Source organism: Ignavibacteriales bacterium (assembly GCA_016700155.1).
GTDB lineage: Bacteria > Bacteroidota > Ignavibacteria > Ignavibacteriales > Ignavibacteriaceae.
Genome location: CP065001.1, coordinates 975,242 through 992,001, shown reverse-complemented (window position 1 = coordinate 992,001; position 16,760 = coordinate 975,242). Strand labels below are relative to the sequence as shown.

Here is a 16,760-nt window from a genome sequence, read left to right as displayed (position 1 = left end):
ATATTTCACAATAGTATTTTTGTTATTTCAATAAAACTAACTTTATCAATTTTAATATTTCATTTACTTTAAGCCGTGCAAAATAATTTCCACTCGAATAAGAAGTTGCATTCCATATGATTGAATATTCACCAGTAGATTGTGTGGCATCAAAAAGTTTTTCCACCAAAGAACCCGAAGCATCATAAATATCCAGTTTAACTTTTGCTGCTTCATTAGAGTTTATTCTGTACTTAATTGTTGTGGTAGGGTTAAACGGATTCGGGTAATTCTGATAAAGTTCAAACGTATCCGGCTGGAACTTTTCATTTTCAACATTAGTCGGTGCATCAATCTGAATGTTAATCATCATACCGTCATCTTCGTGTTCAAGGTTGTGACAGTGAAGAAGATAAATTCCGGAATAATCATTGAACTTTGCAAGAACACTTACAGTCTCATTTGGATTTACGAGAACAGTGTCCTTCCAGCCTTTATCATTTGGACTGAGATTTGTGTTTCCGTTTCTTGAATAAACCTGGAACAAAACACCGTGAACGTGCATCGGGTGAAAGTTATTTGTAGTGTTTACGAATTTCCATTCTTCCAATTCATTAAAAGGAATTGTTTCATCAATCCTGTTCATATCATAAGTCAATCCATTTATTCTGTGCATACCTGAACCCATTCCAGACTGTGAAAGAGTGAAGTTTCTCGTACGCTGAATATCATTTATACTGTAATAATTAATTGGAGCAAGATTTTGAGGAACGATTCCACCTGAAGATAAATTTCCGACTATATCAAATCTCAACAAATCCATTTGCAAACCTTGATTTCCAACTCCGGTAAAAGCTTGTGATTGAAGTATTACTGAATTACCAATGGCGTAAGAAGAGAAATCAAAAAGTATAGCTACTCTCTCTCCAGGAGCCAAATAAAAACTATTCGTCTGAACGGGTTCATCTTTCAGTCCACTGTCGGTTGCTATTATCCAAAAAGGGGAGTTATCAGAAAAAGCAATCTTGTATACTCTGGCGTTTGATCCGTTCAATAATCTGAAACGGTAAAGAGTTTTCTGAACCTCAAAGTAAGCTTCAGGAGTACCGTTAACTAAAGGTACATCGCCGAGATATCCAAACATTCTATCCATCATCGTTGGCGAATAAGTGAACTGCGGCTGGTAAGCTGAATGTCTATCCTGAATTAATAATGGAATATCATATTCTCCCGTTGGAAGACCGTACTGAAGTTCATCATCATCTTCAACGATAAAAAATCCAGCATAACCTTTATAAACATGCTTAGCTGTTAAGTGATGGGCATGTGAATGATAAAAATATGTTCCTGCTCTTTGAAAAACAGGAAAAGAATAAGTATAACTGTTACCAGGAAGCACTGCATCTTTCGGCTGACCGTCCATTAATTCTGGAACCAGTAAACCATGCCAATGGATTGTTGCTTCTTCAGTAAATTGATTTTCAAAGAGAACAGAAAAGTTATCACCCTTCTGAACTCTGATAGTTGGACCAGGGTAAGAATTATTTAATCCAAGTATTTGTGTCGTCGTTCCTGGCCAAACTTCCACATTTGCAGAATTAAATATCAATGATTGACCAGGCTGCAGCTCCGGTGGAAACCTCAAAGCATTTCCAACTAAAGTTTTGTGAGCAGCTTGTGTAAATGGAAAAATTTTAATTGTTGAAAGTGCTACACCAGCTAATGCAGATTTAATTATGAACTCTCTTCTTTTCATCAATTTACCTGGAAATAAATAAATTTAAATTATGTTTAATATAAAATTATTCTTAATTAACACGAAGCAGCTTTGCGTATATTGCAACAATTATTGTACTTATGGACATAAAAACTGCAGCAAGAGCAGGACTAAAAATAATCCCCGCTGAATACAAAACTCCTGCAGCAAGCGGTAATTACCCTGTTCATTACACGAAGTAAGATCTGCGGGAACGGTTTCCAATGAAAAGGGGAGCAGCTGCTCCCCTTTTTTACTTTCAATAAAAATCTGAGATATCAAACCATAATTCTTTTTTCTTTTCATTCAGAGCATAGCTTATATTCATCATATCATATTGTTTATCACCATCATCAATGAATGTCTGAGATTCTATTTCAAAATCACCAAACTTTCGCTCAATATAATCATACTCAGCATCTACTCCCTCTCTTTCGTTGTTGGGGCCAAGTATTATAATTGCTTCGTTTTTACCCGACCCATCTCCACCTTTAAACTGTATCAATTAATGTTTCTCCTGATTTAGTTTCTCTCATTGATGGAGTAGTAAATGTTCTAGCTTCATCAAAAGGATTTTTTGGTTTTTTCTGTAGACTAAGTAATTTATTAAAAACTATGTCAGCTCGGTCTTTGGATTTTTTGTTTATTAAGCTTTCGAGTATAGGTTTGTTGCTATTATTCATTTTTTGTTTCCTCCTCTGGGAATATTAAATGTGGATAGTCTGAAGCTGGAACGGTTCCCCTTTTTACTCCTATATAGATTGCTGATTTTGGATTCACAGGCCGAGTCCAACGGCATACCTGGCTCAAGTAGCGTATAGTTGAAAAGCTGATATAAGTGTTAAGCATCTTGCTGAGTTCTTCAGCGGCTTTGTAACAGCCGTGTTGGACCCATAGCGTCTCCACTTCTTGCAAGCCTATATTATTAATTAATGTTTTTGTCATTGTATTTTGTCTTTTTCCTATGTTGTTCTTATCCCTAGTCATAATTGCCTCCTAAGTTGTTATCTGTATATCACTTTTAATTTTTCTAGGTTGTTTATCTGCATTAGACCTCATTAAATTATTGCCATACTTTATTTCGGATTGCCACACTTTGCGCCATACTTTATTTTCAAGTATGGCAGGCAATCCTTTGAAATTGTTTTAAATTCACACATTGCCACACTTGCCATAGATTGTCATAGATTATCCAACAAGGTTGGTAGGATATTTATTTTTAAAAAATATATTTTTTTCAAACCTAAGTTTAAAATCTATGACAAAGTATGACATTCTATGGCAACCCCCTTATTTTAAAGAACTTACAGACACGACTGCTTAAAAAAAGGTATGGCAGAAAGTATGGCAATTGCCATAGATTATTCTACCTAACTACCCCCACATATAGTACCAGTTATTATCATCTGTTTTTCTTGATCTCTCTGATCTTATTCCATACAGCTTCAGACTTCTGCCAAGCTGAATATTATTTACTTGTTGATTTACATATATATGATTGAATGCCTCGAGAGCTAGTTCCTTTTTAATACTTCCCTTGAGATCATCCTCTGTTATCTTGAACAAGCTTTTTCTGTTCAGAAAATCCTGATCTTTTTCGTAATTACTGTGAATGATATTCTCTTCAAACCATTCCAGATCTGCCTTCTTCAGATGTATTGCAAACTCCTCAAACTTATTCAGACCTACAGAAACCATCGCCGCTTTTTCATCATTATCAATACAGGTCTTTGCAGCAATAGGATCATATTTCCAATTCATAAGGAATTGTGCAAAGCTCGGGACTTCTGATTTCAATGAATTTATAAATCCTTCAGGATCCTTCTTGAACCAATCAAAGGTGAGTAGGTTGGGTCCTGTAGAGACAACATTTAATCTCCTGTCTTTTTGTTCAATGAACAAAGGAACTTTTTCATTACTGAAGAATAAGCAGTTAACATAGTTAGTAATGAAGTAGTTACGAATGTTCTTCTCGTTTATCATTACATCAGGATCAGTTATAATTGCTTTAATTCTGGATTTGATATTATTCCTCGTACTGTTATCGTGAGCTACCTCATTGAATGCAACAAGTATTGTATTCTTTAACCAGGGATTAAAATCACTCTGTAGATCTGAATCCTCTACCTTTACTGTTTGTCTTCTTCCAAATAATTCCTTGAGTACATAGTCAAGAAAGATACCTTTACCAGCTCCCTGTTCGCCCTTGAGTACCCAGGCAGTAAGTTGTTTTTGTCTTGTCTGTAGAATACCTGCAAGCCAGTTCAGAAATCTTTTTCTCTCACGGTATTTTGGAATCAGGTTCATAACTAATCTGTATATATGAGGGAAATCTTTTTTTGGGTGGAAGATTTTCAAGTTTTTACTTAAAAGCATATACTCCGTTGGAACAAACAGATTAATAATTTCTTTCTCAAGGTCTATTCTCTCATTGGAATTAACATTGAAGTCTGCCTTGAGTACAGGAATAATATCAGGCAGCCTTTCTTCTCCTGACAAAAGAATATTTTCCAATATCCCCTCCTGTACACTCATATATATTTCACCTTCTTTTGTATCGAGATATGAGTATGAGCTTGTACTTCTTTCAATAAACGGGAAATATCTTTTTTGCCCTGCGAGATTAGCATTCTTAATTTTCTTATACCTTTCTATTTTTGACTCTTTTTGCTTTTCTTTAACTAATTTGTTTACCAGGGATTTGTCAAGCTTGAGTTTTTCCATTATCAGTTTAGTTAACTGAGCAACATCTTCTGCATCAGAGGTTAGGGTAGTTAGGTAGAGTAGTTGATCCTTCGTAGTCTGCTTCGATAACGAATCATTCTCATCATATTTTAATAATATTCTATCAGCCAGCCATAAAATCCCTTTAGTTGCTTTCTTGTAAAGTGCTTTAGTTGCATCGAGACCATTAGCTCTGTAGTATTCATCAGGATCTTTATGAGGATCAAGTAATTTAGGATCAAGAACAAAAGGAGTAATGTCTGAATCATTCAGAATTAACCGAACTGCTTCTTCGGTGTTCAGAATACCAGGTCCTTCCTGTTTAACGATCTTACCGGTCTTCTTATCTTCCTCTTTTTCTTTATCATTATCAAAGGAGATAATAACATTCTTAACCTTCGACATACTCAAGCCCTTCAGATGTGAAGCGCTCAGTAACCCCTGCCCTACTGCTGTAGCATTCTCCATCCCAGCAGCATAAAAATATCCTGCATCAGGATATCCTTCAAAGATGACTAATGTTTCCTGGTCCTTGCACTTACACAAATTAAATATATCCTCTTTATTCAAGCCCTTAGTAGAATCATATCTGACTTCTTTCGGATTTCCATCTTTATCAGTTTCAATTATAACTGTATTCGGAGTAGCTCTTTTAATAAAACCGTTGATTTTTCCTTTTCTGTTTCTGTACGGAATTGCTAGCCTGTATTTATCTCCGGTTCTTCCAGATAGAGGAAGATCATTTATATCAGCTTCTTTATCCGCATGCTTCTTACGTAAATAATCTTTAATATCCCGTCCAGGAGGAAAATAACAGAACTCTGATTTTTTAAGAACTTCAACATCGTATTTTCTATTATTCACCAGATAGTCACGAGCTTCTTTTGCTTCATCAGTAAATAACAACTCGTGCATCCATTCATATGCAGTCTCAAATAGTTCTGCTCTGGAATTAAAAGCTCTTATTTTTTCCTGTTCTTCATCTGATAATTTGTGATTGTAAGGATTATTGAAATCAACTGAATGCTGGATGTGAAATTCTTTTGCAGCCCACTTGAGCGCTTCAACATAATCTATCTTCTTGAATATCTTGATAAGCTCAATGTTATCACCTCCTCTTTCACATTGAAAACATCTCCATTGATTCTTTGTAGTATTAATTGAGAAGCATTTGCCACCACTTGAAAAATGACCAGTTGGACAATCACCCTGAGGACTTTTTCCATTTACTGTGTGCAGTAAACCAAATTTATTTGCAATTTGTTCGGCAGGTATTTCATTTACTTTTTTACGGAGAGCATCAAGATTAGGATTGCTCTTCCCCTTTTTCTCATTATACATTTTTGTTTACCACTGATTAAAATTTTAATTGTACATAAGTGCCTTCACAGTCTTAATACTTGTTTGAAACTGATGCGGAGATACTCTTACTTTATCGTAAAAATAATCCGACACTAATGCACGTAGTCCTTCGCTATCTTCAAAATAAAAGACAGACTTATTATTTTCATTTATATGCTGCTTTATTTTATAACCCTGCAGTACAAGTACCGCAGTTAAATAAAAGTCTTTTGTTTTATACATTTTTTTATCCTCTTGTATGTTTTCTGGGATCAGGTGGAATGCCCTCTCATTGAAAGAGCATTCCTATAAATTAGTTTTCAGTTTTTAAGTTATTAGGGTTGTCTATTGGTTGGTTTCAGGTTTTCAATTATTAGTCTTATAACTTATAATATAATCCCGCTATTTAGACTTGTCAAGATTCAAGTTCTGTGTTTTGCACTATTACTGCTCTGGGCTCGTGGCAAATATTGCAGAATTTAATTTCTTCCACGTTCACTTTCTTTATCGGATAAAATTTATATATAAGTGGATTAACATTAGGATCGTTATAAGTAAATTCGACCCTCCCAAAATAAATAGCATATGGATCTTCACTAGAAGCAGCATCATAAATTATAAAAACACACCGATCCTCATAAATTATCTCTTTAAAAGTATGAAATTTTATAGTATTACCATTTTTTAAATCTTTTTCCATTTTCCTGGCAAGGGAATACTTAGTGGTAAAAGTATATCCTATAACTGGTAATTCGATTGTTTTGATTTCTGATTTCATTTTTGAATAGTGATTTAATGAAACTTGATTCGACCTGGGATATACCCCAGTTTAATATTAATTAAAGTCGCCATGTTTTAGTTCTTAAGGTGGGTTGTCAAAATGTTGCCAGTATTTGAATATATGCTTCTGATCTTTTTAGATCAAATTTTTAGTTTTCAATAGACAGGTTACAAAATTTCAATTCTTGTGGTTTCAAAAGAAAGATACTATTTATAATGTATTAATTTCCCTTCATGCGGTCAAGTAGCAAATAAAATATTTATTATAAAATTGCTAAAGACATGAAATTTGAACGAAAAAGCATGTTTTTGATTAAATTTTTTTACAGTAGTAGAATCTCAGGAAGGATTGTTTTACATAGCCCGATCACTATAAATCTATTTCAGATAATCTTTCAGTGAAATATATTTTTTTTAGATAAGAACTTCAGAAATAGATTAGTAAAAAAGAAAAGCCTACTCAATTAGTAGGCTTTCTTATAAGGAGGGTGTAGCACTTGTGTATTTAGAGGCGGACAATTTAATGTCTCTTTGGGTCAGGGAAACATCAGATACACATCCTGTGATAGAATTATAACCCGTCATAGCTTTCGCTGATACCTCGTAGTCTTCGCCACGAATGGCAGTTACTACACCCATTATTTTTTCTTGAACACTATATAGTTTTTATGGCCATCCCTATGTGAATGCTTAACAAATTCAATCTCATACATTGGCGTCACTCTTGTTTCACCATTTTTCAGGTCTTTAAGATGTAATAAATAGTCTATCCCTTTGTCATCTCCCCAGAATCTTGAGATATATATCGAAACAAAATCATCACCATCATTATGAAATTTTCTGGAATTCCATATCTCACGCTGTAATATTCTTTTAGCATCCCTCCGGTGAATATTAATTGCACCACTCCATTTGATTAAACTAGGGTTAATTAAACCATCCCAGGTTCTAACAACATTGATTGTAATATCAGGGTCGAATTTCATTTTTATTTTTTTGATTTTATTTATTCATTTTGTGTACCACACAGAATACTTAATTTTTCAAGTACAATAAAAGTGAGACAATATGTAAATTTTTCAAAATTGTAATTAATACCTAAAATTCTTGGATATAAAAACAGATATTGAAATCCAAAATAAAGAAACCATAATATTGAAAGTTTCAATTATCTGTTTGTGTATTGTATCCAAATTATTGAATAAAATGTTTTTGTGCTATTATTTATGAATTAAGAGATTATAATCAGGCCGAATCTTACGGCTAATTTATATGTAACCATTTTCCAACCTCCAATATTTTTAGCCTCACCTCTGTTTGGAATTTTGGTATCCATAAATTGCCATTATTATTCATCACACTTGCTTTAGGAATTACACCACCATCGATGAACGTAGAGTAATCCGTATTTTCAACAGTTGAATAGTTCAATAGAAATAAAATCCAATCTACAAATGCGAAATACTAACATTAAAAATGATTTGAACAAACTAAGCTGAATCAAATTATGAAAGACAATAGAAGAAATAATTTCAAAAGAGAACTCAATTTTTCAAAGATGTTAAATATTTTGATTAAATAATTTTAAATTATTTATATTAAATGATAAAAGTATAGGACAAAATTTAAAGGGTGGAATAATTGGAAAAAGAAATAACATTTAGCGACGGCACAGGTCTAATAATTGAGACAGTTGATCTTGATTTTAAGACTGGCTTTAAGAAAGAAATAGGTCTTCAAAATTCCGGTGAACTTAGAATTTTTATTCCCGATTGGGGAAAACTTCTTTCTTCGGAATCATTCTTACATCCTTTTTTTAAGAGATATGGATCAGAACAATTTTCTGAATTCAATATAGCCTTCTATTTAGAGTATTATCGAGCAACACATTTTGATTTAAAGGGTCAATATCTCCGCAGTACACTAAAGAATACTCGAACATTCAAGATAAATTCGATGGATTATAATAATCGCATACGGGAACTGCTTACCAAGCAGGAAAAAACCTGGCCCACAAAGAAGGAAGCAGATAATGCAAAGTTAAAAATTGAATATTCAATTTTAGATGTGACCGGACATTCTGTTCAAAAATTATTTTTCAAAGCCGCCTATGATGAAATTGCCGAAATTGATCAAACGTTGCCTACTCAAAAACGTTTTTCAAAAGAATATTTTAGGAAAATCGCGCAATATTTTGTGAAAATTAATACTCAGAATATTGTTGAAAATATTAAGAATAAAAAAGAAAAGTTTAGAAGAACATATACGAAAAGAGAAATTGAGGAATTAAAAGACTTCCTAACTGAAGATCCGATTTTGGAAGAGTTAAGATCGACAGATTTCGGTTTAATATTAAAAACAGTAAAATCCTTGCTTTCCAGATATCCTCAGAATGAGCAACAGTCACCGGAATTAAAAGAAAATAAGAACAATAAAACACAAACAGTCGTAAGCAATGAGGAGCTTAATAAAATAGTAAAGGAAGCGCTTCAATCTTTAGATGAATTTCTTGTTAGAAAGAAAAGTAAAGAGAAAATAGAAAAGATTCAGAATTGGATAGATCGAATCAAGCACTATCATTCACAACCAGAGCCAGTGAATAGTTTTTTAGTTCTCGTGTATATCAATGATACGTTCGCAAGTACACAAGGAATGGTTGAGCAAATTAATTTAGAAATTGAAATGTTATTCCGACGTTGTTATAGAGAATGGGCAAAAAAAACTTTTAATGAATTAAATAAGAACGAAAACTTTACTAAGCCAGAAAAAAGGTTATTTATTCTAATGCATATAGGTACACCATATCTCGGTTACAGAACCCCAGTATTTGATCCACTTTTATTAAAATATCTTAACTTTAAAAATCTTAACCTATATACCTTTTTGCTCTCTTCAGTCTTTAAACTTCATAAAATTAGTGATATCGATCTTAAATTAATAAATGTACAGTTATTTCTATCTTTTCTTAAATTTTATGTATTCTGGCTAAGTTTAAGTCGGTCAAAAGAGAAAGAGCGTAAACAGAGTTTTGAGTATAATAAAAGATTTGTTGTCGATCAATTTATGGAAAATACATCTTGGGATGAAAAAGATCTTGATGCATTCAAAGTGGAGAAAAACGAAAAAGAAACTGAAATTTCTAAATATGAAGTAATTGATTTAAAAGATATTGAAATAGACTATGATGAACCTGAGAGTGAAATGCTTAATCTCTCGGGACATTTTAAGAGTTTTTCTGTATTGGAAGAGGACACTTCAAAAACTGAAATAGATAAGATTAACTATTATACAATGTCTATTAAAAAACCTGGTGTTGATGTAAAAAGGGCAATTAATATCAATCTTAAAGATTTTTTTTTCAGAGACATAATTGAAAAATACTGTAATACAGAAGAACAAGAATTACTAGATGAACACTTAATCAAAAAAGAACCTTATGAAGAGATTGGAGAAAAACTTAAAATTTCCAATCCTGCGGTTTCAAAAAGAGTAAATAAAATCCTAATAAGATTATCCAAAGTAGAAGAATTAAAGGAACTATTAACTGAAATGTAATTAGGCGAGGCTTATATAATCAGTAAAATATTATTAAAAATTATATTGGTTAAGGTAATATTTATGGTTTTAGCCGGGTTAATATTATCTGCTCTTCCTTCCCATTAATAAGTAAGGGGGAAAACTTCACTTCAGATTTTAATAGGTCCCAGCGGGAGAAATCCCCGACGGTCAATCGGAAATATGGACAGACGTGACTGCTTCCACCGCGAGACTAACGTCACGGCTGGGACTGAATATTTGGTTAACATTATCTGCTCTTCTTTCCCATTAATAAGTAAGGGGGAAAACTTCACTTCAGATTTTAATAGGTCCCAGCGGGAGAAATCCCCGACGGTCAATCGGAAATATGGACAGACGTGACTGCTTCCACCGCGAGACTAACGTCACGGCTGGGACCCCTTTTATTTTCAAAGCTGTCATGGTTAGCTACAAACTGTAATGGTAGTTGTATTTATAACGTACTAAGGTAAGGAAGGCTAGGATACCTCTCTGAACTGGAAATATTTTATATACAATGAGTCCCATTTTAGATGTTTAGTCAATTAGGGTATGAGGCGATAATTTAATTGGTCTGGTATCAGTCACACAATATTAACAATTTAAAAATAGGAAGTTTAATTATGGAAATAACAATAACAAAAGTAAAAGAAGAAAGCGGCTGGCTTAGTTGTATGTCGGCTTATCCAGTTACATTCCAAGATACGCAATACAAAACTTGCGAAGCATTATTTCAAGCGCTTCGCTTTGAAGGATATCCTGATATTCAAAAAGCAATTCAAGAGTGTCCATCCCCAATGGGTGCAAAGATGATCGCAAGAAAAAATCGAGAGCTACTAAATCGTGGTGTAAAATGGGATGAGGCCCCAAGTGATATTCCGTTGATGCAAAAATGTTTGGAATTAAAACTCCATCAGCATCCTGATCTAGAAGAAAAGTTGATTGCAACTGGTAATGTTACAATCATTGAAGACTGTACAACACACGATCGGGAATCTGCAAGATTCTGGGGTGCAGTCAGGAAAGATGGTCAGTGGATTGGTGAAAATGTATTTGGAAAATTATGGATGGAAATAAGAGAAAAGCTAGTTAAAAATCTAAATAAGAACAATGATGAACAAAACTCTTAAGAGTAAATTATCAATAAGCAGCTCTGCCTCGCAGGGCTGCACTGTAAACCAAAATCATTAATTAAAAATGAAAGACTTACTAAAACTTCAGGTTCTGTTCACGACATTGATTGATTCCAATAAAGACGAAGTGCTTTGTAAAATTCCAAATGTTGAATTATTGGAAGACCTAATTAAAAATGGTCTTCAGAATTCAACCGAGGGTTATGCGATCGCTTATATTAATTCTTTTCCGACGTTCGATCAATATGACGTTTCATTTGTTGAATGGGTCAAAATAATTGACATTGAGAAGAAAAATATAGATGGTCAGGATCAATGGAATGTTCAGGTAGAGGTCTTGGAAGAATTCGATTCTGGTTCTTTTGATGTTGAATTAGGACATGATGAAAAGATGGACACCGAGGTACCTAAGTATGTAGTTTTTAGTGATGGTAGTATTAACAAAAAAACGGGAGTGGGAACACTCCCAAATTTATAAGGAGAAAATATTGAAACTTTTATTTGGGTCGTTTATACACAAATCACAATTAGCAATGGAACTTGATGCAACAAGAAAAAATGACACCAAAATTGTTGATAAGATATTACAACATAAACCTGTAATCTCAATCCAACATTTTATTGCTGGTGGCGCGGATGAAAATGCAGCAGTTATTATTTGGAATGGTAATACTCCAGTAAAAAAGGTAATTGGTAATTGGGAATTTGATCACACAGTAAATGAGGGAAATTCTTACACAAACTATTTTCGCTTTATATCCAAAAGTGATGTGAAATCTATTGCATTGGAAACTGTAGATGACGACACGGATGAACATTATTTGTATTACACGTTCAATGAATACAAGAAGTTATAGACTAAAGAGCGACGAGCTCTTCAATTCCAGTATTTTCTGGCCCCTTCGAGTTCAAGGAGGTGAATTTTATGAACTCAAACTTAATTCCTTTGCTGTACACACTACAACCTGGTTATCACGATGCAGATAAGTGGATAGACCAATTATTAAATCGTCCAGATACGATTAATTGGCAGGCAGCATTTAGTTATTCACTTGGTACAGATGAGGTAGGTGCATGCATATTTGATGTTGATCAGAATACAGGTGTTAAGGTATATGATAAATTTTTCACTTTCAAAGTTGATAGAATAAAAAAAGTGGTACCTGGTAAACCTTATGTTTATCAATTCGAGTACGATATGACCGTCGAGAAAGATGTAATGGTGATGGATGTAATTAATTCGGATGGGAGCAGGCCATTCTTTCCCAAGATGGTAATATTTGAATAATTCAAACAAGGGGCGGGGATAACCCGCCTCAAATTAATTAGGAAATTAAAGTTGAAAAGAAAAACAAAAGTTACTTTCAGACCAGGTGCTAATTCAGCATTTGGTATATAAAGCTGTGGAATCTCAACATATGTTTTTCATTTTACGCTATGATTAATAATTAACACATTTATAAAAATTCAAACAGGAGAAATTTTATGAAATTTCCTTTATTTAGTACAATGTTTATTACAAAACCAACTTACGAAGATCCTTTTCTCCAAACACTACTCAAGGGTCAAAATATTTTAGGAGTTCAAAATAATAGCGGGGACACTATGAAATTTTGGAAAACGGATAGAGAAGTACAGGACAATGATGTGCAGGGTGTTTATGCATTTGAATGTAAAGATAGGCATCAAATTGCCCACTATCTGATTATATCTGTCCTGGATCTGATAGAAGAAGATGAATATAAAATAAATGAGCAGGCATATCTCTTTACTTTCATCGATGAAATTGATTCCAAATATGTCCGAAAGGTTGAAAAAGAGATGATAGAGATTAAAGAGAGTGCACTAGGCAATTATAAAGACAGATTGATTAACGCCTTTTGATGATATCTACTTAATCCAGAGGTAGTTATTATGTAGAAGATAGGTTGCGTAAATACAGCCGTAATTGACAAGCATAATAATTGGGTCCAAAAGGGGTTTACCTGTACAGAGAAATTTTAATGGGTCAGTGATGTGGTGAAAGCCCACGACGGGATCCAGGTAGTTCCGATCCCTTACTACCGGCACTGGCCCTTCATATTTATAAGCCGTTACTGTTTCGCCACAAAATTGTAATGGTAGTAGTATTCCGTGGCAAGGGTCTCATTTCCCCTCTTTAAGAATACAGCCAGGTCCAGCGATGTTTATTAGTTGGGCCGACTAATATTTTGGTCCGATGTTGGCGAAAGCCTAGGACGGCACAATTAGTTCCTGCCACACTAATAACATCGGGCCTCTTTTATTAACAATAAGTCATTGACTCTACTAATTGATACAAATAATATTTAATGATTAACTAAAAAGGAAATTTTATGAAAATAACAAATGAAAACTATCTAGATACTCTTAATAAAGTTTTGGATGATATTGATACCAAACCGCACAATAAAGTGTTACCTGTTCTTGAATTACTAAATGAATTTGATAGAAAGGACATTGTAGTACTGAAGGCCTTGACTCATATTCATTTTCGTAACAAAGATTATGCTAAAGCTTTGCATTATGTATTAAACGCTCTAGACATCGATCCAGAAGATGTACAAGCACTTAAATACAAAGCTTGGTTATACGATGAAACCGGAGATAAAAAACTTTATGTTAGAACGTTGGAGCACTTGATAGCGTTAGGTAAAGCAGATTTTGAAGTTTATGATCAATACGCCGAGTATCAGGAGAATAAAGGATTCATACTCAATTCATTAGGAAGCTATACGTCGGCACTAAGTAGCGATGAGAATTTTCAACAGGCAATTCACGCTGCAATAGGTGGGGCAAATTGCTACAGTAAGTTGGGTGCTTATGGTATTGCGAATGAAATATATGATACTGTACTGATGGTACATCCAGATGATAAAATAGCTCTTTATGGAAAGGCATATAATTACTATCTGAGCAATAAGATAAATAGTGCAGAAAAGATCTGCAAAAAATTAGCTTCTGACCATTCAGACTTTCAACATCCAAAAGATCTATTAGATTTAATAAATAAACAAAAGGAGAAAAAATAGTATGGAAGATTTTATGTTTTATGATCCGGAAGATTTTTTTGATCAGGTTATAGAAGCGTTAGGTAGAGGAGATTTCAATGTAGCAGAAAAATTACTGGAAGAGTATTTAAAGAGTCATTCTGAAGATACACAGTCACGATTACTAAAATCATTAATACAGGAGGCAAAGGGTGATCTATTGGGAGCAATTACCCCACTGGAGGAGATATTAATTATTGATAATTCAAATGATCTCGCCCTATATAGTCTGACAAATTATTACTATATGTCTCTTGACTTCAACAAATCAATTGAATGCTGTGATGAGTTTATAGCCATTGAAGGTGCTGAAGATAGTGAGGAAGCAATCGATCTAAGACAAATTAAAGTCCAAAGTCTTTATGCACAGGGTAAATATGCTGATGCATTAGAGGAAATTGAAGATTTACTAAAACTAGATCGTAAAGATGAAAAAATGATCATATATAAAGCTAAAATATTTAATATAAATGGTTCTTACGACGCAGCAAAAAATATATTGAATCCAATCATATCTGCTATCGCTGATGAGGGATTGTTAGGACACGCATATTACGTTTTAGCAATGTCTTATCATCACTTGGGTCAGACAGATAAGTCTGATGAATTTTTATATCAGTCAGCGGAATTAAATGACGAGTTTGGAATGCGATGGCTAAAATTAAAGCTGGCTGCGGAATGGAATAAACAAATGAATCAGAACAATAACTGAACTTCAAATAGGAATAATTATTATGAAAAATGAGAAATATGTTATTATAAGAACAAAGTAAGTTGTGCTACCATTTGGCTTCTCAAAAGTACCGCAAGTATTTGATGAGGAAGAAGAATTATTATTAATTCAGGCGGTCAAAGACAATAAAGAAATAGCATTTGCAAAAAATGATTTAGATGGATTGGCAGAATTTGGCTGCCTGGCAAAAGTGAGCAGTTATGATTATGATCAGTCTTTTGCTAAAGGTGTACAAACAGAATTTGGAGGAATAAATCAGGATTTACAGTCATCTGGACACGCAATGATTCCAATGTACAAAAAATTGGATCTTTTAGAATGTATTAGGAATAAGCAATTGGAAAATCAACAATTCTCGGATATTTCCGAAGTTGAATTTCTGCTCTTAGATAGAATCAGTGTGACCGCAACATTGGATGAAATTATTATTAATGTTCAAAAGGACACTGAGGAAAAGTATAATAAAAATAATTTAGGGAAGTTAAGTAACATTATTTTTGAAAATATTTTTGAACCTTTATCCTTTGACTGTATTCATTCTTTATCCTTTTATGCACTGACTAGACTTATGCAAGGTTGCTCAGCAAAAAACGATCAATTCAAAAAGACGTTTTTAAAATCCAATTCAGAAAACTTGAGAGTTAAATCAATCATATCGTTATATGAGAAAGGTTTACTCAGATAACAATCAACATAAGCGGTGTAGCAGCCGCTTACTTAATAACCTTCACAATTCGGTATAAGAATACAGAGTTATTTAGGTTATTCAGCACTAACAACTTCATCCAATGTAATGGTGTTAGTACTACAATCGATGGGAATGATATTGTTGGAGTATCACTTCCATAAAAATTTGGTTTGATGTTGTTGAAGCTACAATATCAACTCTTTGGAAATTAATTCAGTGAAACTAAGTGATGAACAAATTTCAAAATTTCAAATATTGTACAAAAAAACTTTTAATGAAGAATTGACAAAAGAAGCCGCGTTATCAAAGGCCATAAAACTTTGTAATTTAATAAATGTTGTACGTACAATTAAAAATAGAAAAGTATAATTAGTAGCAGCCGGTAGTCTGGCTGCTTAATAAATGCAGGAGGATTAATAATGATAAAGACAAAATATTTTGTATATGCAAGAAAATCTTCAGAATCCGAAGACAGACAGGTTGAATCAATATCTTCGCAAATTGATGTATTAAAAAAAATAGCTGAAGACAGAAAATTAGAAGTAGTCGATATTCTTACAGAAGCTAAGTCAGCTAAAGCACCAGGTCGTCCAGTGTTTAATAAAATGCTTGAGAGAATTGGTAACGGAGAGGCTGATGGAATTATATGTTGGAAAACCGATCGACTATTTCGAAATCCTGTTGACTTTGGTACGATAAGTTGGATGTTGCAAAAATCAATTATTAAACATATCCAATGCAGCGATAGAAGTTATTATCCGGAGGATAACGTTCTGCTAATGAGCGTTGAGCAAGGGATGGCTAATCAATTTATCAGGGATCTCAGCAAAAATACTCAGCGTGGATTAAAAGCTAAAGCCGAAAGAGGATGGTATCCTGCGCAACCACCATTAGGTTACCTTCACAATCCTCTTAAGAGAAAAGGTGAAAAGGAAATGATGAAGGACCCTGCACGATTTGAAATGACAAGAAAGATTTTTGATTGGATGCTTAGTGGTACTTA

At 33.6% G+C, this 16,760-nt stretch carries 17 protein-coding genes and 1 pseudogene; 10 read left to right on the top strand and 8 right to left on the bottom strand.

The window, feature by feature from the left end; translation table 11 throughout:
* Window positions 1-22: 22 nt before the first annotated feature.
* The 8 genes from IPM56_04075 to IPM56_04040 all read right to left on the bottom strand — a co-directional run bounded on the left by IPM56_04075 (window position 23) and on the right by IPM56_04040 (window position 7,566).
* The gene (locus IPM56_04075; GenBank protein ID QQS37139.1) at window positions 23-1,735 is read right to left on the bottom strand and encodes a multicopper oxidase domain-containing protein; all 1,713 of its coding nucleotides are present in this window, start codon (window positions 1,733-1,735) and stop codon (window positions 23-25) included.
* Window positions 1,736-1,994: 259 nt separating this feature from the next.
* Window positions 1,995-2,240 (bottom strand): hypothetical protein, encoded by a 246-nt coding sequence (locus IPM56_04070; protein QQS37138.1) that lies wholly within the window; start codon window positions 2,238-2,240, stop codon window positions 1,995-1,997.
* Window positions 2,227-2,418: a hypothetical protein gene (locus IPM56_04065; protein QQS37137.1), complete on the bottom strand. Its 192-nt coding sequence runs from the start codon at window positions 2,416-2,418 to the stop codon at window positions 2,227-2,229. Before IPM56_04065 ends, IPM56_04070 begins: the two co-directional genes overlap by 14 nt.
* The gene (locus IPM56_04060) at window positions 2,411-2,722 is read right to left on the bottom strand and encodes a hypothetical protein (protein QQS37136.1); all 312 of its coding nucleotides are present in this window, start codon (window positions 2,720-2,722) and stop codon (window positions 2,411-2,413) included. Before IPM56_04060 ends, IPM56_04065 begins: the two co-directional genes overlap by 8 nt.
* A gap of 387 nt (window positions 2,723-3,109) precedes the next feature.
* Entirely contained in the window at window positions 3,110-5,800 is a 2,691-nt protein-coding gene (locus tag IPM56_04055; protein QQS37135.1) for a toprim domain-containing protein, read from the bottom strand.
* Window positions 5,801-5,824: 24 nt separating this feature from the next.
* Window positions 5,825-6,043 carry a hypothetical protein gene (locus IPM56_04050; GenBank protein ID QQS37134.1) on the bottom strand — a complete coding sequence of 73 codons (219 nt, stop codon included), beginning with the start codon at window positions 6,041-6,043 and terminating at the stop codon, window positions 5,825-5,827.
* A gap of 172 nt (window positions 6,044-6,215) precedes the next feature.
* On the bottom strand, window positions 6,216-6,578 hold the full coding sequence (locus IPM56_04045; GenBank protein ID QQS37133.1) for a hypothetical protein: 363 nt from the start codon (window positions 6,576-6,578) through the stop codon (window positions 6,216-6,218).
* 640 nt (window positions 6,579-7,218) lie between these two features.
* A complete protein-coding gene (locus IPM56_04040; protein ID QQS37132.1) occupies window positions 7,219-7,566 on the bottom strand; it encodes a hypothetical protein in 348 nt (115 codons plus the stop codon).
* A gap of 655 nt (window positions 7,567-8,221) precedes the next feature.
* Between IPM56_04040 and IPM56_04035 the strand changes: the two genes are divergently transcribed.
* The 10 genes and pseudogenes from IPM56_04035 to IPM56_03990 all read left to right on the top strand — a co-directional run bounded on the left by IPM56_04035 (window position 8,222) and on the right by IPM56_03990 (window position 16,626).
* Window positions 8,222-10,135, top strand: coding sequence for a hypothetical protein (locus IPM56_04035; protein ID QQS37131.1), 1,914 nt, complete (start codon window positions 8,222-8,224; stop codon window positions 10,133-10,135).
* Between the two features lie 623 nt (window positions 10,136-10,758).
* Window positions 10,759-11,265: an NADAR family protein gene (locus tag IPM56_04030; protein ID QQS37130.1), complete on the top strand. Its 507-nt coding sequence runs from the start codon at window positions 10,759-10,761 to the stop codon at window positions 11,263-11,265.
* Window positions 11,266-11,332: 67 nt separating this feature from the next.
* Window positions 11,333-11,746: a hypothetical protein gene (locus IPM56_04025; GenBank protein ID QQS37129.1), complete on the top strand. Its 414-nt coding sequence runs from the start codon at window positions 11,333-11,335 to the stop codon at window positions 11,744-11,746.
* Between the two features lie 10 nt (window positions 11,747-11,756).
* Window positions 11,757-12,125: a hypothetical protein gene (locus tag IPM56_04020; GenBank protein QQS37128.1), complete on the top strand. Its 369-nt coding sequence runs from the start codon at window positions 11,757-11,759 to the stop codon at window positions 12,123-12,125.
* Window positions 12,126-12,193: 68 nt separating this feature from the next.
* Window positions 12,194-12,556 carry a hypothetical protein gene (locus IPM56_04015; GenBank protein ID QQS37127.1) on the top strand — a complete coding sequence of 121 codons (363 nt, stop codon included), beginning with the start codon at window positions 12,194-12,196 and terminating at the stop codon, window positions 12,554-12,556.
* A gap of 197 nt (window positions 12,557-12,753) precedes the next feature.
* Window positions 12,754-13,152, top strand: a complete 399-nt coding sequence (locus tag IPM56_04010; protein QQS37126.1) for a hypothetical protein — start codon at window positions 12,754-12,756, stop codon at window positions 13,150-13,152.
* A gap of 470 nt (window positions 13,153-13,622) precedes the next feature.
* Complete coding sequence (locus tag IPM56_04005) at window positions 13,623-14,318, top strand: hypothetical protein (protein ID QQS37125.1); 696 nt, start codon at window positions 13,623-13,625, stop codon at window positions 14,316-14,318.
* 1 nt (window position 14,319) lies between these two features.
* A complete protein-coding gene (locus IPM56_04000; protein QQS37124.1) occupies window positions 14,320-15,048 on the top strand; it encodes a tetratricopeptide repeat protein in 729 nt (242 codons plus the stop codon).
* Between the two features lie 64 nt (window positions 15,049-15,112).
* The gene (locus tag IPM56_03995) at window positions 15,113-15,754 is read left to right on the top strand and encodes a hypothetical protein (protein QQS37123.1); all 642 of its coding nucleotides are present in this window, start codon (window positions 15,113-15,115) and stop codon (window positions 15,752-15,754) included.
* Between the two features lie 422 nt (window positions 15,755-16,176).
* Window positions 16,177-16,626, top strand: a pseudogene (locus IPM56_03990) (recombinase family protein).
* Window positions 16,627-16,760 lie beyond the last annotated feature (134 nt).

Bases quoted from the DNA above. Each gene is read 5' to 3' on its own strand.
- IPM56_04040 (QQS37132.1), bottom strand. From the start codon at position 7,566: ATGAAATTCGACCCTGATATTACAATCAATGTTGTTAGAACCTGGGAT.
- IPM56_04055 (QQS37135.1), bottom strand. From the start codon at position 5,800: ATGTATAATGAGAAAAAGGGGAAGAGCAATCCTAATCTTGATGCTCTC.
- IPM56_04045 (QQS37133.1), bottom strand. From the start codon at position 6,578: ATGAAATCAGAAATCAAAACAATCGAATTACCAGTTATAGGATATACT.
- IPM56_04065 (QQS37137.1), bottom strand. From the start codon at position 2,418: ATGAATAATAGCAACAAACCTATACTCGAAAGCTTAATAAACAAAAAA.
- IPM56_04030 (QQS37130.1), top strand. From the start codon at position 10,759: ATGGAAATAACAATAACAAAAGTAAAAGAAGAAAGCGGCTGGCTTAGT.
- IPM56_04000 (QQS37124.1), top strand. From the start codon at position 14,320: ATGGAAGATTTTATGTTTTATGATCCGGAAGATTTTTTTGATCAGGTT.
- IPM56_04060 (QQS37136.1), bottom strand. From the start codon at position 2,722: ATGACTAGGGATAAGAACAACATAGGAAAAAGACAAAATACAATGACA.
- IPM56_04050 (QQS37134.1), bottom strand. From the start codon at position 6,043: ATGTATAAAACAAAAGACTTTTATTTAACTGCGGTACTTGTACTGCAG.
- IPM56_04010 (QQS37126.1), top strand. From the start codon at position 12,754: ATGAAATTTCCTTTATTTAGTACAATGTTTATTACAAAACCAACTTAC.
- IPM56_04025 (QQS37129.1), top strand. From the start codon at position 11,333: ATGAAAGACTTACTAAAACTTCAGGTTCTGTTCACGACATTGATTGAT.
- IPM56_04005 (QQS37125.1), top strand. From the start codon at position 13,623: ATGAAAATAACAAATGAAAACTATCTAGATACTCTTAATAAAGTTTTG.
- IPM56_04015 (QQS37127.1), top strand. From the start codon at position 12,194: ATGAACTCAAACTTAATTCCTTTGCTGTACACACTACAACCTGGTTAT.
- IPM56_04075 (QQS37139.1), bottom strand. From the start codon at position 1,735: ATGAAAAGAAGAGAGTTCATAATTAAATCTGCATTAGCTGGTGTAGCA.